The 20,858-nt window shown below is 67.3% G+C and carries 21 protein-coding genes and 2 riboswitches; of the genes, 8 read left to right on the forward strand and 13 right to left on the reverse strand.

The window, feature by feature from the left end:
* Positions 1-19: 19 nt before the first annotated feature.
* From CYAGR_RS09140 to CYAGR_RS09155, 5 genes are all read right to left on the reverse strand, one after another.
* A complete protein-coding gene (locus tag CYAGR_RS09140; protein ID WP_015109514.1) occupies positions 20-2,893 on the reverse strand; it encodes a type I restriction endonuclease subunit R in 2,874 nt (957 codons plus the stop codon).
* The gene (locus CYAGR_RS09145) at positions 2,890-4,254 is read right to left on the reverse strand and encodes an AlbA family DNA-binding domain-containing protein (protein WP_015109515.1); all 1,365 of its coding nucleotides are present in this window, start codon (positions 4,252-4,254) and stop codon (positions 2,890-2,892) included. The genes CYAGR_RS09140 and CYAGR_RS09145 overlap by 4 nt, the downstream gene beginning before the upstream one ends.
* 105 nt (positions 4,255-4,359) lie before the next feature.
* Positions 4,360-5,634, reverse strand: coding sequence for a PIN-like domain-containing protein (locus CYAGR_RS17140; protein WP_015109516.1), 1,275 nt, complete (start codon positions 5,632-5,634; stop codon positions 4,360-4,362).
* Between the two features lie 254 nt (positions 5,635-5,888).
* Complete coding sequence (locus tag CYAGR_RS09150; protein ID WP_015109517.1) at positions 5,889-7,079, reverse strand: MFS transporter; 1,191 nt, start codon at positions 7,077-7,079, stop codon at positions 5,889-5,891.
* The gene (locus CYAGR_RS09155) at positions 7,076-7,795 is read right to left on the reverse strand and encodes a Coq4 family protein (RefSeq protein WP_015109518.1); all 720 of its coding nucleotides are present in this window, start codon (positions 7,793-7,795) and stop codon (positions 7,076-7,078) included. The genes CYAGR_RS09150 and CYAGR_RS09155 overlap by 4 nt, the downstream gene beginning before the upstream one ends.
* Positions 7,796-7,913: 118 nt before the next feature.
* Here CYAGR_RS09155 and CYAGR_RS09160 point away from each other — a divergent pair, with 118 nt between their 5' ends.
* The 3 genes from CYAGR_RS09160 (at position 7,914) to CYAGR_RS09170 (ending at position 10,436) form a co-directional block, all read left to right on the forward strand.
* Positions 7,914-8,582 carry a TetR/AcrR family transcriptional regulator gene (locus tag CYAGR_RS09160; protein WP_015109519.1) on the forward strand — a complete coding sequence of 223 codons (669 nt, stop codon included), beginning with the start codon at positions 7,914-7,916 and terminating at the stop codon, positions 8,580-8,582.
* Positions 8,583-8,719: 137 nt separating this feature from the next.
* Positions 8,720-9,280 (forward strand): hypothetical protein, encoded by a 561-nt coding sequence (locus tag CYAGR_RS09165; RefSeq protein WP_015109520.1) that lies wholly within the window; start codon positions 8,720-8,722, stop codon positions 9,278-9,280.
* A gap of 118 nt (positions 9,281-9,398) precedes the next feature.
* Positions 9,399-10,436 (forward strand): DUF1350 family protein, encoded by a 1,038-nt coding sequence (locus CYAGR_RS09170; protein ID WP_015109521.1) that lies wholly within the window; start codon positions 9,399-9,401, stop codon positions 10,434-10,436.
* On the opposite strand, the gene CYAGR_RS09175 is transcribed toward CYAGR_RS09170, so the two are convergent.
* The 7 genes from CYAGR_RS09175 to CYAGR_RS09205 form a co-directional block, all read right to left on the reverse strand.
* The gene (locus CYAGR_RS09175; protein ID WP_015109522.1) at positions 10,409-11,359 is read right to left on the reverse strand and encodes an aldo/keto reductase; all 951 of its coding nucleotides are present in this window, start codon (positions 11,357-11,359) and stop codon (positions 10,409-10,411) included. The two genes, CYAGR_RS09170 and CYAGR_RS09175, sit on opposite strands and share 28 nt — an antisense overlap.
* Before the next feature lie 22 nt (positions 11,360-11,381).
* Positions 11,382-11,933, reverse strand: a complete 552-nt coding sequence (locus CYAGR_RS09180; protein WP_015109523.1) for a hypothetical protein — start codon at positions 11,931-11,933, stop codon at positions 11,382-11,384.
* A complete protein-coding gene (locus CYAGR_RS09185) occupies positions 11,881-12,393 on the reverse strand; it encodes a hypothetical protein (protein ID WP_015109524.1) in 513 nt (170 codons plus the stop codon). The genes CYAGR_RS09180 and CYAGR_RS09185 overlap by 53 nt, the downstream gene beginning before the upstream one ends.
* 61 nt (positions 12,394-12,454) lie before the next feature.
* Positions 12,455-13,282, reverse strand: coding sequence for a hypothetical protein (locus tag CYAGR_RS09190; protein WP_015109525.1), 828 nt, complete (start codon positions 13,280-13,282; stop codon positions 12,455-12,457).
* A gap of 99 nt (positions 13,283-13,381) precedes the next feature.
* Positions 13,382-13,753, reverse strand: a complete 372-nt coding sequence (locus tag CYAGR_RS09195) for a VOC family protein (protein ID WP_216593341.1) — start codon at positions 13,751-13,753, stop codon at positions 13,382-13,384.
* A 14-nt stretch (positions 13,754-13,767) separates the two neighbouring features.
* Positions 13,768-14,145, reverse strand: coding sequence for a DUF7734 family protein (locus tag CYAGR_RS09200; protein ID WP_015109527.1), 378 nt, complete (start codon positions 14,143-14,145; stop codon positions 13,768-13,770).
* 23 nt (positions 14,146-14,168) lie between these two features.
* The gene (locus CYAGR_RS09205; RefSeq protein ID WP_015109528.1) at positions 14,169-14,780 is read right to left on the reverse strand and encodes a DUF3177 family protein; all 612 of its coding nucleotides are present in this window, start codon (positions 14,778-14,780) and stop codon (positions 14,169-14,171) included.
* Between the two features lie 60 nt (positions 14,781-14,840).
* Between CYAGR_RS09205 and CYAGR_RS09210 the strand changes: the two genes are divergently transcribed.
* From CYAGR_RS09210 to CYAGR_RS09225, 4 genes are read left to right on the forward strand one after another with little or no spacing between them, the layout of a single operon-like run.
* Positions 14,841-16,178, forward strand: a complete 1,338-nt coding sequence (locus CYAGR_RS09210) for an FIST signal transduction protein (RefSeq protein ID WP_015109529.1) — start codon at positions 14,841-14,843, stop codon at positions 16,176-16,178.
* A 2-nt stretch (positions 16,179-16,180) separates the two neighbouring features.
* Positions 16,181-16,906, forward strand: a complete 726-nt coding sequence (trmB, locus tag CYAGR_RS09215) for a tRNA (guanosine(46)-N7)-methyltransferase TrmB (RefSeq protein ID WP_051017223.1) — start codon at positions 16,181-16,183, stop codon at positions 16,904-16,906.
* Positions 16,906-18,225 carry an IctB family putative bicarbonate transporter gene (locus CYAGR_RS09220; protein ID WP_015109531.1) on the forward strand — a complete coding sequence of 440 codons (1,320 nt, stop codon included), beginning with the start codon at positions 16,906-16,908 and terminating at the stop codon, positions 18,223-18,225. Before trmB ends, CYAGR_RS09220 begins: the two co-directional genes overlap by 1 nt.
* Positions 18,216-19,211: an N-acetylglucosamine kinase gene (locus CYAGR_RS09225; protein ID WP_015109532.1), complete on the forward strand. Its 996-nt coding sequence runs from the start codon at positions 18,216-18,218 to the stop codon at positions 19,209-19,211. Before CYAGR_RS09220 ends, CYAGR_RS09225 begins: the two co-directional genes overlap by 10 nt.
* Here CYAGR_RS09225 and CYAGR_RS09230 read toward each other — a convergent pair.
* Positions 19,199-19,807, reverse strand: coding sequence for a HupE/UreJ family protein (locus CYAGR_RS09230; protein ID WP_015109533.1), 609 nt, complete (start codon positions 19,805-19,807; stop codon positions 19,199-19,201). The two genes, CYAGR_RS09225 and CYAGR_RS09230, sit on opposite strands and share 13 nt — an antisense overlap.
* Before the next feature lie 25 nt (positions 19,808-19,832).
* Positions 19,833-19,988: riboswitch (cobalamin riboswitch) on the reverse strand.
* Positions 19,989-20,041: 53 nt separating this feature from the next.
* A riboswitch (cobalamin riboswitch) is annotated at positions 20,042-20,206 on the forward strand.
* A 26-nt stretch (positions 20,207-20,232) separates the two neighbouring features.
* Between CYAGR_RS09230 and CYAGR_RS09235 the strand changes: the two genes are divergently transcribed.
* The gene (locus CYAGR_RS09235) at positions 20,233-20,856 is read left to right on the forward strand and encodes a HupE/UreJ family protein (protein WP_015109534.1); all 624 of its coding nucleotides are present in this window, start codon (positions 20,233-20,235) and stop codon (positions 20,854-20,856) included.
* The last annotated feature ends 2 nt before the right edge of the window (positions 20,857-20,858 follow it).

The raw sequence follows: 20,858 nt of genomic DNA on the forward strand, positions 1-20,858 counted from the left end.
CCTCTATTTGTTGTGTTAGTCACGCCGCCAACACCTCATTCAACTCCCCGATCACTTCACGCAGCCCGGATCCAAACACCTGCACTGCTTTGCCCAGGCCTCCAGCTTCGGCGAACGGCGCGTAGTCGAGGTCATCGAGCTGGATTTCCAGGCTGGTGGCGATATGGTCGCGCATCATCGCCAGCCAGCGGCGTTGCTCCTCGCTGAAGGGCCGCCCCTTGTTGCCCTGCTGCGCCAGCCAATTCTCGAAACGCTCGCGCACCTGCTCTCCATAGGGCACCAACTCCACATCCTTGTGCGTGGCGAAGCGGATCAGCGACACCATATCCGTGAGCAGCCGCTGGCCGGAAGCACCCCGCACCTTGTCGCGCTCCAGCAGCTCGTAGGCGCGCCAGAGCCGCTCGGGCGTCCAGGAGCGGGGCGGTGCCTTGATCGCCTCGGCCAGGGCCTTGATGTCGTTGAACGACAGGCGCTTGCCGTAGGGCTGGGCGTAGAAGAACTGCAGGGCATCGATCTCGTCTCGGTTGGCCGCGATGAACTGCTCGAAATCGGTCACGAGCGCACGGGCCTTCTCGCGTGCCTCCACGCTGGCGCCGGCCTCCAGCAGCTCATCCACCGACACCTCATCGATCACCTGCTCCAGCTCCCGTTTGAGCTCCACCAGCAGGGTGCGCAGCTCTGGCTTCGTGGCCAATGGCCTAACAGCCTCCTTCAACAAAGCCTCCGCAGCCTGCCCGACCTGCTGATCCGTGGGATCGGAGCCTTCGGGCACCTCGAACAACCGTCGGGCTTCGGCGATCTGGCGGTCGGCGTCGAGCCCGCCCACGATCGCCCCGCAGAGATCTGCCAGGGTGGGCCCGCCGGAGGCCTCCACCAACCTGGCCTGTTCTTCAGGTCCGCACTGGCGGTCGAGCCGGGCCAGGCGGCTGGCCAGGGAGGAGAGCACCGCCTCATCGGTGCCACCCATGGCCACGTGCTCCAGCAGCGCCTGGAGGCTCACCGTGCGCTTGCGCTCCAGCGGCTGACTGTCGGTCAGCGGTGTTTCTGTGATGCCCACGCAATCCACGATCACGAAGTGGGTCTTGGCGATGGCTTCTTCGCCGCTGACGGCGCGCAGGTCGTTGGGGTCGATGATGCGCACCCCACGGCCCTTCATCTGCTCGAACAGCAAACGGCTCTTCACCGCCCGCAGGAACATCACGATCTCGATTGGGCGGATGTCCGTGCCCGTGGCCACCATGTCCACCGTCACGGCGATGCGCGGCTCGTACTGGTTGCGGAAGGCCTGGATCAGATCCTCAGGCTTCGCGTCCGTCACCCGGTAGGTGATCTTCTGGCAGAAGGAATTTCCGCGGCCGAATTCGTCGCGGATGATCTCCACAATGTCTTCGGCGTGGCTGTCGTCCTTGGCGAAGATCAGGGTTTTCGGCACCTCCTTGCGGCCGGGGAAGATGTCCACCGGCAACCGGTCACGGAAGGTGCGGATGATCGTGCGGATCTGGTCCTTGGCGACCACGCGGCGGTCAAGCTCGCTGGGGTCGTAGGTAAGGTCGTCCTCGGCGGACTGCCAACGCAGGGCCCGTGTTCGGCGGTTGCGGAAGCCGAGCATGGTGTCGGGCCCGGCCTCCACTGTGGAGCCACCCTCGGTGATGCGGGTGCGGATCTTGTAGATCTCGAAGTCCACGTTCACGCCATCGGCCACGGCCCGCTCGTGGTCGTACTCCATCACCAGGTTCTTGTTGAAGAAGCCGAAGGTCTGCTTTGAGGGGGTGGCGGTGAGGCCGATCAGGAAAGCGTCGAAGTACTCCACCACTTGCCGCCATAGGGTGTAAATGGAGCGATGCACCTCATCGATCACCACCACATCGAAGAACTCCAGCGGCAAGGCCGAGTTGTACACCACCGGCAGGGGCTCCAGGATGGCGTCGGCGCCGCTCTCGAACTGGGAGCCTTCCTCCAGGGTGGGATCGAGCTCAGGTTCGCCCTTGAGCATCGAATACACCCGCTGGATCGTGGCGATCACCACCTTGCTTGAGTCCATGATCGTGTTCGAGCTGAGGCGCTGCACGTTGTAGAGCTCAGTGAACTTGCGGTTCACCTCCGGCGCCCAGTACCCCTGGAACTCCTTCTCGGCCTGCTTGGCGAGGTTGCTGCGGTCCACCAGGAAGAGCACCCGTCGCGCGCCGCCGTACTTGATCAGGCGGTAGATGGCGGTGATGGCGGCGATCGTCTTGCCAGAGCCGGTGGCCATCTGGATCAGCGCCCGCGGACGGTTGCGCTTGAGCGAGTGCTCCAGGTTGGTGACGGCTTCGATCTGGTTGGCGTAGAGGGTGCCGGGCTCAACGGGCGGCATGGTGGTGATGCGCCCCCGCAGCGAAGACGGCTTCGTGTCCTCGGCGGCGGTGTACAGGCCGCTGCCTTCCGCATGCAGGCGCTTCACCCAGGCATCGAGCGTTTCCGCCCCGATCCATTCGGCGAGCGTTTCCGGCCGATGGATGTGCGGCAGGTTGGCGGAAATCGCGCGGGTCCTGGGGTCGGGGTCAAGGCCGTTGATGAAGCGGGTCTCCACGCCCGTGCTCATGTACACGAACGGCAGGGGTCTGACGGGGGGATTCAGCGCCGCCAGTAGGCCCGCGGCGTACTTGCCCGACTGGAGCTCCACGCCGCTGAGGGTGTGGCCTGCCGGCTTGGCTTCGATCGCCCCCACCGCCTTGCCGTTCACGAACAGCAGGTAGTCCGCGAAGCCATGGCCACTGGCCATTTTGGCCTCGCGCACTGCCACACCAGGCCCGGCGGCAAGGTTGATGGCGTCGCGGTTCTGAAGGATCCAGCCCGCGGTCACCAGAGCCGCGTCGATGTCGACGCGGGCTTTCTGTTCGGGCGTCAGGTTCATGGGCGGGCACCCTCGGCCAGGAAGTATTTTCGCTGCGGATCCTGGGCGCTGGTGCCGATCTCGCGCACCAGTCCACGGTCGATCAGACGGCTCAGCCGCGTGCGCGTGGCCCTCGCCGACAGGCCGATGATGGCCGCAATCTCACGGGTGGCCAACCCCTGGCCTCCCTTCAGGCTGGCAAGGATCGCCTGCTCCGTGGCGTCGACCACCGTTGGGCCCACGGGGACCGTGGGAATGGTGACGCGAAAGCGGGTGGCGATCTCCTCGAAGATCGGTGGCGGCAGGCCCGCTTCTCGACAGACGGCCGTCATCCGCTGAATGCCGCTGCCCCATTGCTCGATCAGCCCCAGCGCCTGGAAGACGCGGCCGATCACGCGGTTGCGCAACTTGGACACCCCATGGGGCAAATCCTCCACAGTGAGGCCGAAGGGCAACATGCCGGGATTTTCGATCTCCAGCCGATCATCGAAGATCGACAGCCGGATCGGTGCGCCCCGCTGGGAGTAGTCGGTGTGGACCACCGCATTGATCAGGGCCTCGCGCACGGCCTCGGGCGGCAGGCTCCAGCGGTCGGTGCGGCGCACCGGACCGATGATGGCACCATGCCAGGAATGCTTCTGCACGAAGGCAATCGCTTCCTCCACGGCCTGCACAGGGAAGGAGTGGATCTCGATCCGATCCAGGATGCGACTCTTGTCGCTGCCAGCGAAGCGCCCGGCCTGGATCCAGGCGTCGGGAAAATGCCGCTCGCGGTCATGGCCGAAGAGGATCATGCCGCCCACGGTCGGCACCGTCTTCCCCTGGTGGTCGCCTACGAGCCGCAGGGTCTCCAGATCGCGGCGGTGGAGGTCGCGGAAAGGTGCGAACGACTCGGAAGCCGCTCGGAAGTCGATGGCTTCCGAGCCGAGCGCCGGCAAAGGCTGCTCGTCGAAGCCCTCGCCCCGGGAGAAACGGCTCAGCTCCTCTATCAGCTCGGCATCGGCGCGGCGGTTGGTGGAGCCCACCCGCACATACACGCCTGCGGCAGGCCCCTCGCGGATCAGGTGATGGGGGCGGCTCGGGCTGGGGTAGACCTGCAGGGCCAGCACCTGCGTCTGCCGCCAGGGCAGGATCTCGATCTCCGGCACCAGCCGAGGGCTGATCCGGTCGCTGATGAGGTTGGCGAGTCGTTCCTCCTCATCTAACGGGACAGCCACGCCGCGCACGTTGCGGCTGCGATCCTCCACCCCGATCAGCAGGGTGCCGCCGGCCGTGTTGGCGAAGGCCACGATCGTTTTCAACGCCCCATCCGGCGAGGAAAGATCACGCTTGAACTCCAGCGTCTTCCCCTCAGGGCGCTTGAGCAGGTTGAGCAGGTCCATTCTGCTCGGAACTATACTCGGAAGTGGCCAGACTTGTCATTCATCCGAGCTGCGCTCTGTCTGCGGGGCATGGGTGGCGCGCCAACACCAAAATCAGCGGCGAGTTTACGAGTCCGCTGATTTTTCTTGTTCAATGATGTTCATGCGATGGAACACTTCTGTCTCTAGCTCCAGAATTTTCATTTGCATATCTTGCTGCTTCCTTGAGGAAATATCCAAGCTATGCCTAACTTGTGCATACTCTTCAGAAAGTCCCACATATCGTTTCATCATGTGCTCATATTCTGGATTATCCATGTCTTCTCTTAAAAGATAATTCTTATGCTGTCGCATGTCATTCCGCGCTGATTCTAATTCATGCAGACGCTGCTGAAGCATATGACGCTCTTCTTCATATGTCATCATTACATGCTTGCTGCGATCCAATTCTTCAAATAGACGGCTCATTTCTATTTTTCGCCTTTTGAGGTATTCTATCTCCCTCATGCGTTTGTGAGCAAGCTTATCTCGTCGCTTTACTTCCCTTATTTCTTCAACCACTTCGTCACTGACTTGTTCGCCTAGATTTTCTCTCGCCAGCTCTAGAAAACGGTCAGCTTGATACATATGGAACGTGTTGTTAGCTCTATCCTTAAATTCCTTAACTAGCTCAGGGCGTGGGCCTACAGTTTTACCCTTGAACACCTCCCACCAATCTTCTTTTTTATCATCAGTGACCAGTACTACGCCCTTTCCTGATTCAATTGCCTTGTCAATTACCTGGGACCAAACGATTAGGTCGCCGTACTTCCTGCATTTCTCAATAAAAACCTCACTGTCACCAGATTTTGAGCCGTCTTTGAACCCTGGAGGAATTTTTTGTTTATATCTCTCTTCACCGTCTAAAATAAGTTCTTCAAGTTTCTCTTTTTCGAAAGGAGAGCCAACCCTGTTTTCAAAAACAGAAGCAAGAGCATCCTTTATCTCATCGTTCGATATTCGTGCAGTATGAACAGATTTATTATGGTTTAATTCCTCACAAAGCTCTTCAAATACACGATTAACTTTACCCATTGTCTCCGAGCTAACAAATGGGTGCTGACGAGCATTCTCCAGATCACTTCTCAATGAATTAATCGATTTCGTAGTGTCTTCATATGACCTTTCTTGTTGGTCGATAACAGACAAACGGTTGTTAAAATATTCTTCTGCTGCCCTATACGGGAGCCAGGCTCTGTATTTTATCTTCTCTAAAATGCGAAGGAATTCACTTCTTGTCGTATCTGAGTATCGGTACAAGTTTAGTAAAATATTGGCATCAAATACGAACAGCGACGTATCCCATACTTCTCTAAGATGCCTCTCACTTTCTTTAAAGTGGCCGGGGAACAGATCCTTCATGTGATCTCCTTCATTGCACTCTTTATTGGGAGGATCCGTGAACCACTCCCCCTTTGTGCTCCCTTTCCGTGAACCACCCGAAGTGTGGCAGGTGAAGTTGCCTGAAACCCTGATGCTGCACAAGCTTGCGAGCTCAACTTGTATTTTCTAGCAGTGGTTCATGGATCCGATACCCACCTGTATCCAGCGATACGCAAGTCTTACCAACCTGCCCACCTTGAGCAGTACAAGTCCCGCAACGAGATCCAGCCCGCTCACCCCCGCGCACTGCGCAAGGCAAACGGCACGGTGAGCAGCAGGCTCCCGCCGGCTGCCAAGAACAGCCCCGGCAGGGAGATGTCGATCAGCACCCCCGAGAGGGCCTGGGACAGGGGATCGAAGGCGACGCCGGCCAGCATCGCCAGGGCCATCACCCGGCCCTGCAGCGGTGCCGGGGTCTCCCGCTGCAACCAGGCCGTGGCCAGCACCCCCACCAGGCCGCCGCCGATTCCCATCGCCGCCAGCAGGGCGGCCGCCGTCCACCACTGGCCGGCCACCGCCAGCCCCAGCAGGCCCGCTCCCAGCCCGGCCGACAGCCAGCCCAGCGCGCCCCCCGGATGGGCGAGGGCGCCGAACCGGCCGGCCCACCAGACCCCCACCAGGGCGCCCACGCCGTAGGCGGCCTGGAGCCAGCCGTAGCTGGCGGCGTCACCGCCGAAGCGCTGCGTCACCAGCTCCACCACGCCGATCACCACCGGGCCCAGCACGGCCAGGTTGATCATGGCGATCAGCGTCAGGCCCGTGCGGATCGCCCCGTGGCCCCAGGCGAAGGCGATCCCCTCCCGCAGGCCCTGCCCCAGGCCCCCCGTCGGCGCCGTGGCCGCCGCGGCTAAGGAAGGCCGCACCTGCACGAAGCAGCCCACGGCGAGCAGCAGCAGAACGGTGTCGAGGGCCAGGGCCGCCGTCGCCCCGGCCACGGCCAGGGACAACCCCGCCAGGGCGGGGCCGGCCACGTTGCTGATCTGCTCGCTGCCCTGGAGCCAGGCGTGGGCCCGCCCGAGATGGCGGTCCTCCAGCAGGCGGGGCAGCAGGGCCAGGGCGGCGGGGTAGAGGCAGGCCTCCGCCGCCCCGAACACGGCCGCCTGCACCAGCACCGGGCCCAGGTCGAGGGCGTCGCGGCTGGCCAGCAGGGTGAGCACCCCGGTGGCCACTGCCAGGATCCAGCCGGCCCGCACCGCCATCGTCCGGGGCGGATGGCGATCACTCAGGACGCCGCCCAGCAGCAGCAGCAGCCCCCGGGGCAGGGCCGCCGCCATCAGCACCAGGGCCAGGGACGTGCCCGAGCCCGTGCGCTGCAGCATCAGCCAGGTGACGGCGACGAACCAGAACTGGACGCCGCCGAACAGGAGGGTCTGGCCCAGCCAGAGCCAGCGGAAGCCTGGCCGCCGCAACAGGGATCCCCTCATGGCCGCCCCACCCGCTCGGCGAACGGACGCAGCTGGAGCTCCTCGCGCCACTGCTGCAGCGGCTTGGCCCAGCCCTCTTCCCAGCGCTGGGCGAACAGGGGCTTCGCCTCCAGCCCCATCTGCAGGCCGACCCGGATCGCCTCCACTAGGGGGGGCAGAAGGTCGGGCTCCAGAACGGTGATCGACAGCAGCGACTGGGCCGTGAGCGCCGAGGCCAGGGGATAGGGGAACTGGGTGAGATGGAAGGCCTGCAGGCCAATCTCGCCCACGATGGAGGTGTCGAAACCGGTGACCACGTGCCAGAGGTCGTGGGTCTGGCTGATTCGCAGCTCCACGTAGACCGCGTCGCTGGTGGGCTCCATGCCGGCATGGAGGTTGGGGTTGTAGCCCAGGCGGGCCAGCGACTCCGCGTAGGCGTGGCCGAGGGAGCCCTCCGGCAGGGCGGCCAGTTGCTCCAGGTCGTGGGCGGGGGGAATCCAGCGCTCGTCGATCAGGGCGGCGCAGGCCGGATCGCGGCGCAGGTGCTCCGCCGCCAGGGCATAGGAGGGGGTCTCGAGCAGGGCGTCGGAGAGGGCGCCCACCAGCTCGAGGCTGTTGTCGCCGCCGCTCATCGCCATGACGGTGCCGAAGATCCGGAACAGCTGGGGCGGCACCGCCTGGGCCTCGAACGGCGCAGCGGCGGGGGCGGGGGTGGGGCGGAAAACGGTGGTGGTCATCGGAAGTGACGCGAAAGAACGTGAGTAGTCCTCACGTCCAAGAAATTATGAGCATCCCTCGCCTTTGTCAATGGGATGCGAGGATCGCTCAGGTTTTCTGGAGGCGCCGCCTCCCGCCATGGCCGACGCCCCCGCCCCTGCCGCCGAGCCCTCGCCCCTGCGCCGCCAGCCGCGCCAGGCCCGCAGCCAGGAGCGGGTGCGGCGGATCCTCTCCGCGGCCGAAGAGCTGTTCGTGGAGGGCGCCGTGAGCTCCACCACCACCAACGCCATCGCCGCCCGGGCCGGGGTGCCGATCGGCTCCCTCTACCAGTTCTTTCCCGACAAGGGCGCCATCCTGCGCAGCCTCGCCGAGGGCTACGCCGAGCAGCTGCACGAGCAGCTGCGGGCCTTCTTCGATGAGGGGGACGGCCAGTCGCTGTCGCTGGAGGACTCCATCACCGCCGCCGTGGCCCTCACCGATCGCTTCTTCCGCGACCACCCCGGCTATCCGGCCATCTTCCTGGATGTGCAGAGCGCCACCCCCGAGCTGCTGGCCATCGAGGCCGAGGCCGACGCCCGCCTGATCGCCGACTGGGCCGGCCTGCTGGTGGAGCGGGCCGCCTGTGAGGGCACCGCTCTGGTCGAGGAGGACGCCCACCTGCTCGCCTACGTGCTGGTCAAGACCGTCGGCCACCTGCTCTGGCTCGCCGCCACCCAGGAGCAGGGCCGCCGCGACCAACTGGTGGCCGAAGCCGGCGAGCTGGCCATCGCTTACATGCGGCGGCGGCTTGATCACCAGATGGCATAACCAACTGGACAGGATCGTGTCATCAAGATCACAGCCTTGGGCTTTCAATCAGGCGATGGTCCTGGACGTATTCGCCTGGTCATTCTCAACACAGATTCTAGACGGATACTGCCATCCCATCAAAGAGAGCTACGGCCATGCCCCTCGTCTCCACCTTTGAAGTCCTGCTCAAGCCCCAGCTGCCTGCGACCCTGCCACCAGGCTTCGGTGATGTCAAAAACCTGGGTCGCAACATCCTTCAGGGCTACTTCCTCACCATCTCCAATATCAATGCCTTTGACCTGGTCTTGTCCTTGGTCTTCACGACCCGGCTCCCCTCAGGGGTGACCTTGGATGAAGTCATTACGTTTACCGATACGTCCGGCCTGAACACGGCGGCCCCTTTGGCCGGTGTTGGCAACAAGTACCGGTTTTCCCCACTGTTCCTTCCCACGGACGCAACGGCCCTGTTCATCCTGCAGCCCAGCCCCACGGATGCGGCTCTCGCCTCTCTGGACCTGGAAGCCCGCGGCTACGTGGATCTTCAGCTCTCGTCCCTTGGCGGAACGCCTCCAGCGGGGTCACAAGTCCTGGTGACCGCAGAGCAGCGGGGCACGTTCTTCGGTAATGCCACGGCTCCCAACATCGCCGACAGGGCACTGGATCAGATCTCCTATGGGCTGACGGTTCAAAATGGTGGCCTGCTCACCCTGAACTAGGGCTTGAACCTCCATGGCCAGGGGGATGGAGACCAACCATCCCCCCAGAAATCTCCCATCGTCTCCGCCATTCATTTAAGCATAGCTTTCGCAAATACATCCTTCATGGTGAACGACCATGGCACCAGCCTTCAGGTTCAGACCGATCAGCCATAGCTGGATTGCGATTCATCCCGAACCCAAAGGGGTGATCCAGTTCATGGGTGGCGCTTTCTTCGGCAGCTTCCCAACCGTCTTCTATCGCTATTTCTTGAGACGGCTATTTGAAGAGGGATACACCATCATTGCCCTGCCCTTCCGATTCAGCTTTCGCCATTGGGACATTGCGATCGGATTGCTGAAAGAGCAGGATGTTCTTCGCAAGGAGCTTTCCACGATCACGGGCAATACCTTCTATCAGGAGCAGGCCAACTACTTCTGGCTGGGGCATAGCCTCGGGTGCAAGTACATTGCGTTACTGGAGTGCCTGAGTGGCGACCAGGGCAGGCAGGCGGTGGAACCCTGCACAGAGAAGCAGGTATCCCAACACATCGCGGCTGCCCTCGACAATGCGGGCCTGAAGGGGGCCTCGATCCTGTCCCAACCGTCGTTGCTGCTGGCTCCCGACATCAGCGATACAGAAAGTGCCATTCCCATCAGAGCCTTTGCTCGCTTCCTTGATGTTGCTGGACTGGGCGTGAAACCCACGAGAGGCCAGACGCAATGTCTCATCCAACGAAGTCAGCTGTTCAACCTCACCGCGGTCATCTCCTTTGACAAAGACACGATTGCCGGCAGTGCCGTTGAGCCGAAACCAGGCGAGAAGCCCGAAGAAGAGAGTGATGTGTTCTGGTTGCTTCAGCTCTTGAGAGGTCGTCACTACCCGCTACTGACGGTCGAACTGCCTGGCAAGCATTTGGAGCCCCTGGGCGTAAGAATCGGCAACTACCTTGTCGACCTCAATCCCTTTGACAAATTCATCAAGTCGCTCACCGGCCGGCGGCTTGAGGAAGATGCCGCAACGTTTCTGATGCAGCTCAGGCGGCGTCAGCACGGCCTGGGGGATCCAACGGAAACCCTTCCGTCACCGCTTGCCAGTCCCTCTCCAGGGAGCCTGACTCCCTCCTCGAAGCTTGCTGCGCGTCCTGATCAGGCCCAGAGCGACTCCAGGGTGTAGGGGCCGCCCTCCTTCACCCAGAAGGAGCCGTCGATGAAGCGATGGCTGCGGTCGAGCCCGTCGATCGCCTCCATGTCTTCAGGGGCCAACTCGCCCTCGGCGGCGGCGAGGTTCTCGGCCAGGCGCGCCGGCGACACCGACTTGGGAATCACGGCGGTGCCCCGTTGCAGCGCCCAGCCCAGCACCACCTGGGCCGGCGTCAAGCCCCGCCGTGTCGCGATCGCCGTGATCGTGGGGTCCTCCAGCAGCACCGGCTGGCCGGGGGGCCGCATCTGGGGGGGCAGGCCCGGGGTCCCCAGCGGCGAATAGCCCGTGAGGTGCACGCCGTGGGCCTCGCAGAAGGCGAACAGCCCCTTCTGCTGCAGGTAGGGGTGGAGCTCCACCTGGTTCATGGCCGGCCGGATGCGCGCCTGCCCCAGCAGGCTGTAGAGGGTGGCCATGCCGAAGTTGCTCACGCCGATGTGGCGGCAAAGGCCCCGCTCCACGGCTGCTTCCATCGCCGCCCAGGTGGCCGCGATCGGCAGGGTCTCAAGCGACACCAGATCCTCGGCGCTCTCGGGCATCACCACGCCCGGCCGGAAGGCCACGGGCCAGTGGATCAGATACAGATCGAGGTGGTCGAGCTGCAGATCGGCCAGGGTGCGCTCCAGGGCCGGGGCCACGTCCTCGGGGGCATGGGCGTTGTTCCAGAGCTTGGAGGTAATCCAGAGATCCTCCCGCCGCACCAGGCCCGAGCGGATCGCCGCGGCCAGGGCCTCGCCGATCTCGGCCTCATTGCCATAGATGGCGGCGCCATCGATGTGGCGGTAGCCCAGCTGCAGCGCCGCCGTCACCGCGGCGCCCACCTCGCCCGGAGGGGCGTTCCAGGTGCCCAGGCCGAGCATCGGCATGGCAGCGCCGTCGTCGAAGGGGAGTGTCTTCAAGGCGGTGAACCCCAAACGAGCTTCACTCCACCCTGGCCTTGGCACGGAAGTCAACCAAGGCGAAGCTGCGGGACTGCGGCTTCGTCGATTCGATCACGAGCTGCAGCCGTTCCCCCTGGCGTCCGTTTTTGGTCTCGACCACTTTGTCGACCTCCCGGCCCTGGCCGTCGAGCACGGCGAACGTCGCCTCGATCTGGCCGCAGGGACGCTCCAGGCAGGCGACCTCCATCACATCGACGATGCCGCCGCCATAGAGCCGGGGCCTGCGGCAGATCCCCTGGCAGCGGCGGGTGAACACCCCCTGATCGGATTCCACCCAGCCATCGGCGAGCAGGTCCTGGCGGGTCTCGCCCCTGCCAACGGCCCTCTGGCCCTCGGCCAGGGACGCGCGCAGGCCGGCCGCCGCCCAGCCGGCGCCGAAGCCCAGCAGCACGAGCACCACCACCAGCAGCCGCTGGAGGACCGGTGGCTTCGGGGGGCGTCCCCCGGGCGGCACCGGCTCCATCTCGACGATCAGGTCGTCAACGGTCTTGCCGCTCTCCGCGTTCGGCTCGCTCTTGCCGGTCCTTGCCATCGTCGTAGGCCATCAGTGAACGGAACATCAGCCCGCCGCCGCTGCCGATCAGGGCAAACATCGTCAGCAGGTTCCAGAGCGAGGTGGGCTGGAAGCTCATGATCAGGGTCTGGAGCACGCCCACCGCCAGGGCCGCCACCGAGGCCAGCACCAGGAACCAGCCCCAGCGCTGGTTGCGCAGGGCGAACAGCAGGCACACCCCGATCGTCAGCGGGATCAGCAGCAGGCCGAAGCCGCCGCCCAGGCCCTGGGACAGCCCGAAACCGCCGCCCCAGCCGCCGCCCCAGGCCGCACCGGCACCACCCCAGCCGCCCGCAAAGCGCCGGCCGAAGCGGAAGCCCAGGCCCATCGGCACGGAGCTCACCATCACCTGGTTGAAGAACAGGAACGCCCCCATGGTGAAGAGCACGCCCCCCAGCAGGAAGCTGAAGAAGTCCCGGATCGGGTCCCTGGCAGCCATGGCCCTCCTGACAGCCCCGTCATGATGGCCAGCCCGCCTGGGTTTGTCTGTCAGCCGCCCGTCAATCCACCGGCCGGCAGCCCTCAAACCACATGACGTGCCGGGACGGGTCGTAATCCTTGTACTGGCCGGTCAGCCGGATGCCCTGGCCATTCCGCAGCGACAGGGCATAGGCGCCCTGGCCCTTGGCGGCCAGGCAGCTGATCTGGGTGAGGAAGCGGAACTTGCCGAACCGGATGGCCAGGTCGTTGGTGGAGCGGGGAATGTCGTAGTCGATGCGGTAGGCGCCACCGTCCTTGGCCACAGAGGCCACCCGACCCTTGATCGTGTAGGTCTTGCCCTGGTAGCGGGAGGGAATCGAGGCGGCGTTGGTGTCGGCTTCCTGGGAGATCTGCTGCGACAGGACCAGGGCATCAATCACCACCGGGCCGGCCGACGACACCGCCCCCTGGCTGCGCTCGGCGGCGGCGATGCCTTCCGGGCCGCCTTTGACGGCGTTCAACATGGCGCAGAGTTCGTTGCGCGCCCCACCGGCCCCCGCCAGCATCCCCGCCGGCAACTTCGCTTCCAGCTTCACCTTGGAGGCGGCCTGCTCGGCCAGGGCGGTGGCGATGATCGGGAACGGCCGGGCGGAGCCCGATCGCGGCTGCTCCAGCAGCATGCTGCCGTCGTCCGCCTCTTCGCTGAGGATGTCGTAGCCCCTGGTGGCCGCGATGCCGCGCAGCTGGCGAATCGCCACCGGTGGCGTCAGGTCGTCGATGGTGACTTGCGCCTGAAAACGGGTGCCGGAGATGGGATTGCCATGCTGCGCGAAGCTGTCTTCGCAGGTGCCGGCTCGGGCCGCCGCAGGCAGGGCCAGGGCCAGCGCCAGACCGCCCAGGGGAACCACGAATCGAAGGGCTGGCAGGAACAAACCAATCGTGGGCTCACTGACGGCGACTCTACCGAGACCTGCCAACACGCCTTCGATCGCCGCCGTTGCCGCGGCTCACCCCTCCCAGGGCGCGCCCTGCAGCACGATCCGATAGCCGTCGTGATCTTCAAAGGTGCGCCCGTCCCTCTCCCAGTAGGGATTGAGGGAGGCCACGGCCGTGAATCCCGCCGCCAGCATGGTTTCACAGCGGTTCAGCCAGTCCTGCCTGTCCGGAATAAAGAACACCAGCAAGTCTTCCGGGGTGGGCGATGGAGCGACGGGATGGGTTCGGCAGTACGTGAATTCAAAGTGATACGCCCCGCCCGGCTCTCCCAGCATCACCCCGTCGAAGCCGTCGTGATTGTCGAAATGGTCGAGACGTGTGAGCCCCAGGCCCTCGCCGTACAGCACCTCCGTGCGGCGTAGATCCGTCACGGGACGGGCCAATCGGAATTGGGGGATCATCCTGTCGACCGTGGACCTGCCGTTCCTTCCCAGGCCCCCGGATCCAGGTAGGTCGCCGCCGGCAGCGGGCCCGCCAGGCAGCGCTCGTCGCTGGGGTTGAGGGGCCCGGCGAGCAGCAGGGCCGCGGTGATCCGGGCCGAGGCCGGCAGGGCCGGCTGGTCGGGATCGAAGGCGGTGGGGTGGGTGACGCTGCTGGAGAAGCCGCGGAAGATCAGCAGCTCGAAGGGTTCCTCACCCGTACCGGAGGGATCCGACTCCGGCAGCGGCAGGGTGCCCACCAGGCGCAGCACCCGGTCGGGGCGCTGGCGGCTGATCTCCTCGAGCGCGGCCAGCAGGGCGGCAACGGAAGCGGCGTCGGACGTGGTGTCGGTCATGGGGGACAGCACCGAAGAACAGCTCAGAACTCGCCGGCCACCCGGCCCAGGCGCGGCAGGCGCACCACCAGCCACTGCAGCAGCCCCACCGCGTAGGCCACCAGCGCGGCGTAGCCCACGAAGGCGGCCACCCCCGGGGTCCACTCGCCGCCGAACACGAAGGCGAACACCCTTGCCACCACGCCGTGCAACCCCACAGGCGCCTCCAGCCAGGCCCGGCAGAGGCGCAGACCGGCGCCGCCCATGCAGGGCAGGGCGGTCACCGCCAGGCTCGCCCCGCCCAGCGACAGCAGCGTCAGGCTCCAGCGCCAGATCCGCAGGGTGAGCGGCAGGGCCCGCCAGGGGGGCATGTCGGCCAGTTCCTCGTTGAGATCCACCCAGAACCACAGGGCCGCCACCACCAGCAGCGGCGCCAGCACCAGCAGCAGGAAGCCGGCGGGGCGGTTGTCGGTGAGCAGCAGCAGGGCGATCAGCTGCAGGCTGGCCACCTTCCAGTAGAGGCCCATCAGCCGCACCAGGGCCTGCTCCTTGCGCAGGGCGGCCCAGACGAGCAGCACCAGCGGCAGCCCGACGGCGAACAGCATCCCCAGCCGCACGTCGAGCCAGACCAGGGAGCGATAGAGCTGTTCCGGCACGTCCGCTCGGTTCGGTAAGGCGCCATTATCCGTGTGCCCCCCAGGCGATAGGGTCCGTTCATGGGTTCCCTCCCCTCCTTTCCCTGGCTGCAGCGTCGTCCCGGCGGCCCCTGGTGCCGCACCGCCCTCGGCCGGGATGCCTCGCTCCAGGAAGCCGTCAACCAGGTGTTCGAGCAGCTCCGGGGTGCCGGTGAGGCCGACCTGGCCCTGGTGTTCGCCTCCGCCAGCTACGCCAGCGACCTGCCCCGCCTCCTGCCCCTGCTGCAGCAGAAGCTCAACGCCGCCCACTGGCTGGGCTGTGTCGGCGGCGGCGTGGTGGGCACCGACACGGCGGGGGTCCCCCATGAGATCGAGCACCAGCCGGCCCTGGCCGTCACCCTGCTGCGGTTGCCCGGCGCCCGTCTGCGCCCCTTCGCCATCGACACCACCTCCCTGCCCGACCTCGATGGTCCGGCCGAGCCCTGGCGCGAGCGGGTGGGGGCCGAGCTGGAGGAGGGCCAGTCGATGCTGCTGCTGCTCGATCCCACCGGCACCGCCATCAACGACCTGATCAGCGGCCTCGATTACGCCTACCCGAACATCACCAAGGTGGGGGGCATCGCCGGCCCCCACAGCGCCGCCCACGGCTCGCTGATCTTCGGCACGGGTGGCAGTGGCGGTGGCAGCGCCGGCAGCGACGGCGACCCCGCCGACACGGTCCGCACCGGTGCGGTGGGCTGTGTGATCGAGGGGGCCTGGCGGCTCGATCCGCTGGTGGCCCAGGGCTGCCGGCCCATCGGCCCGGTGCTGGAGGTGGAGCAGGCCCAGCGCAACGTGGTCATCGAGGTGAGCTGCGGCAGCACCCGCAACAGCCCCGTGGCCGCCCTGCAGTCGATCCTCACCGACCTCACCCCCGCCGAGCGGGAGCAGGTGAAGCATTCCCTGTTCCTCGGCGTCGGCCGCAGCGACTTCAGCCTCCCCACCGCCGACCTCACCCCCGTTCCGGAGGCTCCCGGCTCCTTCCTGGTGCGCAACCTCATCGGCGTCGACCCCCGCAACGGGGCGGTGGCGGTGGGCGAGCGCATGCGGGTGGGCCAGAAGGTGCAGTTCCAGCTCCGCGATGCCGATGCCTCCCGCGACGAATCCCGCCAGTTGCTGGCCGGCCAGGCCCGGCGCCGCAGCGAGCCCCTGGCCGCCTTCCTGTTCGCCTGCCTGGGGCGCGGCGAAGGCCTCTACGGCGAGGCCGACGGTGACGTGAGCCTCTGCCGGGAAGTGTTCGGCACCGTGCCGATCGCCGGCCTGTTCTGCAACGGCGAGATCGGCCCGGTGGGCGGCACCACCCATCTGCACGGCTACACCGCCAGCTGGGGCTTCCTGGTGCCCAACGATCCGCCCGGGGGCACCGCCGCGCCGCTCTGATGGTGCGTCAGCACGTCAATCCCCTCAGCCGGATCCACCAGCTGGCGCGGCCCCTGCCGCCGCTGGTCGAGCTGTTCGCCGATCCCTCCCTGCCCCTCCACCTCGACATCGGCTCCGCCCGGGGCCGTTTCCTGCTGGCCATGGCCCCCCTGGCGCCGCAGCGCAACCACCTGGGCCTGGAGATCCGCCGGACCCTGGTGGAGGCCGCCGAGGCCGACCGCCGCCGGGACGGGCTCACCAACCTGCGCTTCCTCTACGGCAACGCCAACGTCAACCTGCCGGAGTGGCTGGCGCTGCTCCCGGCCGGGCAGCTGGAACTGGTCACGCTGCAGTTCCCTGACCCCTGGTTCAAGCTGCGCCACCGCAAACGCCGGGTGCTGCAGCCCGCCCTGCTGCTGGCGATCGCCGCGGCCCTGGCCCCCGGCCGCCGCCTGTTCCTGCAGAGCGATGTGGAGGCCCTGATCGCCCCGATGCGCCAGCTGGTGGAGGCCAGCGGCGCCTTCGAGCTGGCCGGGCCCGAGGCGTGCGGCCCCACGGTGAATCCCCTGCCGGTGGCCACCGAGCGCGAAGCCCAGGTGCTGGCCGAGGACAAGCCGGTGCACCGCAGCCTCTACCGCCGCAACAGCGCCCCGCTGCCGCCGCTGGCCGAGCTGGAACGCCATCTGGACACCCGCCTGGAAGCCACGGGCGACGGCGTCGATAATCGCGACGACGCCGCCGCGGATTGATGGTGCCTGCCCCAGCTCCCGTGCCCCTGCTGCTGCGCTGGCAGGGGCTGCTGGCCGGCCTGCCCGCCGGCCGCCTCGGCGCCCACCTGCCCCTGCTGGCCGGCTGGATCCTCTGCGCTCTGCTGGCCGGCCTGCCCCTGGTCACCCGCTCCGGCCTCAGCCTGCTGATCGCCGCCTGCGCCCTGCTCTGGGTGGTCTGGGCCCTGCGCACCCCGCCGGGGCGCCTGGGGGCCATCAACACCTGGCTGCTGCTGGTGATCGCGGTGGCGGTGGTGGCCACCGGCTTCTCGCCGGTGCCGAAGGCCGCCCTGGTGGGGCTGGTCAAGCTGCTCAGCTACCTGAGCGTCTACGCCCTGATGCGCCAGCTGCTGGCGGCCGCGCCGGTGTGGTGGGACAGGCTGGTGGGCGCCCTGCTGGCCGGTGAACTGGTCACCAGCGTGATCGGCATCCGTCAGCTCTACGAGGCCCCCGGGGCCCTGGCCCGCTGGTCGGACAGCAACTCCGTCGCCGAAGGCACGGTGCGCATCTACAGCACCCTGGAGAACCCCAACCTGCTGGGGGGCTACCTGCTGCCGATCCTGCCCCTGGCCGTGGTGGCCCTGCTGCGCTGGCAGGGGCGGGGCCGGCGCCTGTTCGCCCTGGCCTGCCTGGTGCTGGGCCTGGTGGCCCTGGTGCTCACCTACAGCCGCGGCGCCTGGATGGGGATGGTGGCCTCCCTCGGCGTGCTGGCCCTGCTGCTGGTGCTGCGCCAGACCCGCGACTGGCCGCCCCTGTGGCGGCGCCTGTTCCCCCTGCTGCTGCTGGCCGGCGCCACCGTGGTGCTGGTCCTGCTGGTCACCCAGGTGGAGCCGCTGCGGGTGCGGGTGATGAGCCTGCTGGCGGGCCGGGAGGACAGCTCCAACAACTTCCGCCTGAACGTCTGGACCTCGGCCCTGGCGATGATCCAGGACCGTCCCTGGATCGGCATCGGCCCCGGCAACAGCGCCTTCAACCTCATCTATCCGCTGTACCAGCAGCCCAAGTTCAACGCCCTCAGCGCCTACTCGATCCCCCTGGAGCTGCTCGTCGAGGCCGGCATTCCGGGGCTGCTGGCGGGGTTGGGCCTGCTGCTGAGCGCCGTGAAGGTGGGCCTGGGCCAGGGGCGCAGCAGCGCCCCCCTGGCCCTGCCGTGCCTGGCGGCGGTGGCCGTGTTCGCCGGGCTGGGGGTGCAGGGCCTCACCGACACGATCTTCTTCCGGCCGGAGGTGCAGCTGATCGCCCTGTTCAGCCTCGCCACCCTCGCCGCGGCGGCCTCCGCGGCTCCCGCGCCATGCGACTGATCGCCGGCTTCGACGCCGGTCAGACCCACACCACCTGCCGCCTGGCCCTGGTGGCCGATGGCCTCGCGCCGGGGTTGGGCCCGGTGGTCGGGGAAGGGGACGGCCCTGGCGTGTGCCACCTGGCCGCCCCGGAGGGACCCGAACGCTTCGGGGCCGCCCTGCGCGAGAGCCTGGTGCGGGCCCGGGCCCATCTCATCGACGCCGGCGAGTCCGCCGGCACGGCCGTGCTGGTGGCGGCCGCCGTGGGGGCCAGCGGCATCGAGCAGGGCACGGCGGTGCAGGAGCAGGGGCGGGCCCTGGCGGCCGCCGCCCTGGGGCTGGCCCCGGAGGGGGTGGTGGTCACCGGCGACGAGCGCACCGCCCTGCTCGGGGCGTTCCCTGCCGGCCCCGGCATCGTCGTGATCAGCGGCACCGGCACCATCGCCGTCGGCCGCGACGGCCGCGGCCGGGAGCACCGCTGCGCCGGCTGGGGCTGGCTGCTGGATGGGGCGGGCTCGGCGATGGATATCGGCCGGGACGGCCTGGCCTTGAGCCTGCGAATGGCCGATGGGCGCCTCGCCGAAACCCCCCTGCGGCGAGCCCTGTGGCAGGCCCTGGATCTGGACCCGGACGATCCGGAGGCTCCCCAGCGGCTCAAGGCGCTGGTGGTGGCCGACGGGTTCGGCCCCGCCGGCTTTGCCCGGCTGGCCCCGGTGCTCGACCGGCTGGCCGCCGGCGGCGATCCCCAGGCCATCGCCGTGATGGAGCGCAACGCCGGGGCGCTGGCGGCGATGGCGGCGGGGGTGGCCCGGGGCCTGGATCTGGTGGGGCCGGCGGTGTGCCCGATGGGCGGAGCGCTGATCCATCTGGAGCAGCTGCGGAGGCCCTTCGGCCGCAGCCTGGACCTGGCACTGCCGGGCAGCCGGCTGGTGGGGGCCGCCGGCGATGCCTGCCAGGGGGCCCTGGCGCTGGCGGCGGCCCTTGTGCAGGGGCCTCAGCCGGCCTGAGCGGTCAGGGGAACGAGGGCCAGGGCGCCGCCGAGCACCGCCAGCAGCAGGGCCAGGCGGGCGGTCCAGACCAGGGGAAGGCGGCGCATCAGCAGGAAGGAACCACCGCTGACCAGCACCGAGGCGGCCAGGGCACCGGCCCACCAGCCGAAGGCCGAGGCATCGGCCGGGGCCTCACCACCGTGCAGGGCTCCGTGCAGGGCCACCGCCGCGGCCACCAGGCCCCCACCGAAAGCCAGACCGGGGCTGCGGCCCTCGCGGTGGGCGTTCAGGGTCAGCAGGGCCACCGCCGAGATGGCCAGGGCGGCGAGCACCTCGGCGAAGGGCATCGTGAAGCCCATGGCCCCGGCCAGGCCCCCCAGCACCGCGCCGGCCAGGCCCCAGAGCAGCAGCTGGCCCGACACATAGGAAGCGGCGGCACCGACACCGATCAGCAGCAGCAGGTGGTCCACCCCGGTGATCGGATGGAGGAAGCCGTAGCCGAGGCCACCGTGGGCCAGGCCATGGGCCTGGGCCGGCTGGCCGACGAGCACGAAGCCGAGGGCGGCGGCGCCCCCCAGCAGGGTCCAGGAGCGCAGGCGGGAAAAGTGGGTCATCGAGGGTCCCGGTCCGCGCCGGGGATGGAAGGAACGGTTCACGGCGAGCGTTCTGGCTGAGGGTGACCCCATCACAGCTGCGGGACAGCGCCGGAATGGTGGAAGGGAAAACCCTGCCGTGCACCGGACTTTCCTCGTTTCCTCCCGGAGGTGGACCCCGGGAACCGTTCGCCCATTGTGCCCGCAGCCCGTGACGTTGCCGCCCGATGACCGCAGCTTCTGACCGCTAAGGGGGGAGGATGGCGCGCAGGAGGTTCCTCCCCTTCACGGGGAGGACGCAAGGAGGAAAGGCGGTGCGGGGTGACCCAAGTCCGCCGCTGTCCCGCAGCTGTGATGGACACCGTGGCCCCCCGCCCCGGCGTCCTCAGTCAGAACGCTCACCCCCCACGACACCATTCCTGCCGGCGAGGACCGGAGATCCATCCATGAACCTGCCTTCCCTGGCCAAGCGGCGCGGCGTCCTGCCCATCGCTCTGATCGCTCTGTGCGCCGTTCCCCTGCTGCTGGCCGCCCCGGCCTCGGCGCACCACCTGATGGACCTCACCGGCATGAAGCCCGGTGTCCTCACCGGCCTGCTGAGCGGACTGGCCCACCCGATCCTGGGCCCCGACCACCTGCTGTTCCTGCTGGCCATCGGCCTGGTGGGCATCGTCCAGCCGTTCCGCTGGGTGCTGGCCCTGCTGGGCTGCGGGCTGGTGGGCAATGCCCTGGGGCTGGCCCTGCCGGGCTTCCCCTGGATCGAGCCGCTGGTGGCCCTCTCGGTGGCTCTGACGGGCCTGGTGCTGGCGCGGCGCCTGCCCCCGGCCGTGCTGGTGCCCGCCTTCCTGCTGCACGGCTACGCCCTCAGCGGCGCCGTCCTCGGCTGGGAACCGACCCCGATCGGCTTCTATCTGGTGGGACTGCTGGTGAGCCAGAGCCTGCTGCTGGCGGTGGCCCTCACGGCCGTGCGGCGCTGGCGCCGCAGAGCCTCCAGCGGTGCTGTCAACATCACCGCCGGTCTGCTGATGGGCATCGGCCTGGCCTTCACCTGGTCGGCCCTGGTGGCCTGAGG

The organism is Cyanobium gracile PCC 6307 (genome assembly GCF_000316515.1).
In the GTDB taxonomy this organism is placed as follows: domain Bacteria; phylum Cyanobacteriota; class Cyanobacteriia; order PCC-6307; family Cyanobiaceae; genus Cyanobium; species Cyanobium gracile.

Bases quoted from the DNA above. Each gene is read 5' to 3' on its own strand.
- CYAGR_RS09225 (WP_015109532.1), top strand. From the start codon at position 18,216: ATGCGACTGATCGCCGGCTTCGACGCCGGTCAGACCCACACCACCTGC.
- CYAGR_RS09165 (WP_015109520.1), top strand. From the start codon at position 8,720: ATGCCCCTCGTCTCCACCTTTGAAGTCCTGCTCAAGCCCCAGCTGCCT.
- CYAGR_RS09185 (WP_015109524.1), bottom strand. From the start codon at position 12,393: ATGGCTGCCAGGGACCCGATCCGGGACTTCTTCAGCTTCCTGCTGGGG.
- CYAGR_RS09150 (WP_015109517.1), bottom strand. From the start codon at position 7,079: ATGAGGGGATCCCTGTTGCGGCGGCCAGGCTTCCGCTGGCTCTGGCTG.
- CYAGR_RS09180 (WP_015109523.1), bottom strand. From the start codon at position 11,933: ATGGCAAGGACCGGCAAGAGCGAGCCGAACGCGGAGAGCGGCAAGACC.
- CYAGR_RS09160 (WP_015109519.1), top strand. From the start codon at position 7,914: ATGGCCGACGCCCCCGCCCCTGCCGCCGAGCCCTCGCCCCTGCGCCGC.
- CYAGR_RS09220 (WP_015109531.1), top strand. From the start codon at position 16,906: ATGGTGCCTGCCCCAGCTCCCGTGCCCCTGCTGCTGCGCTGGCAGGGG.
- CYAGR_RS09140 (WP_015109514.1), bottom strand. From the start codon at position 2,893: ATGAACCTGACGCCCGAACAGAAAGCCCGCGTCGACATCGACGCGGCT.
- CYAGR_RS09230 (WP_015109533.1), bottom strand. From the start codon at position 19,807: ATGACCCACTTTTCCCGCCTGCGCTCCTGGACCCTGCTGGGGGGCGCC.
- CYAGR_RS17140 (WP_015109516.1), bottom strand. From the start codon at position 5,634: ATGAAGGATCTGTTCCCCGGCCACTTTAAAGAAAGTGAGAGGCATCTT.
- CYAGR_RS09170 (WP_015109521.1), top strand. From the start codon at position 9,399: ATGGCACCAGCCTTCAGGTTCAGACCGATCAGCCATAGCTGGATTGCG.
- CYAGR_RS09155 (WP_015109518.1), bottom strand. From the start codon at position 7,795: ATGACCACCACCGTTTTCCGCCCCACCCCCGCCCCCGCCGCTGCGCCG.
- CYAGR_RS09200 (WP_015109527.1), bottom strand. From the start codon at position 14,145: ATGACCGACACCACGTCCGACGCCGCTTCCGTTGCCGCCCTGCTGGCC.
- CYAGR_RS09145 (WP_015109515.1), bottom strand. From the start codon at position 4,254: ATGGACCTGCTCAACCTGCTCAAGCGCCCTGAGGGGAAGACGCTGGAG.
- CYAGR_RS09210 (WP_015109529.1), top strand. From the start codon at position 14,841: ATGGGTTCCCTCCCCTCCTTTCCCTGGCTGCAGCGTCGTCCCGGCGGC.
- CYAGR_RS09235 (WP_015109534.1), top strand. From the start codon at position 20,233: ATGAACCTGCCTTCCCTGGCCAAGCGGCGCGGCGTCCTGCCCATCGCT.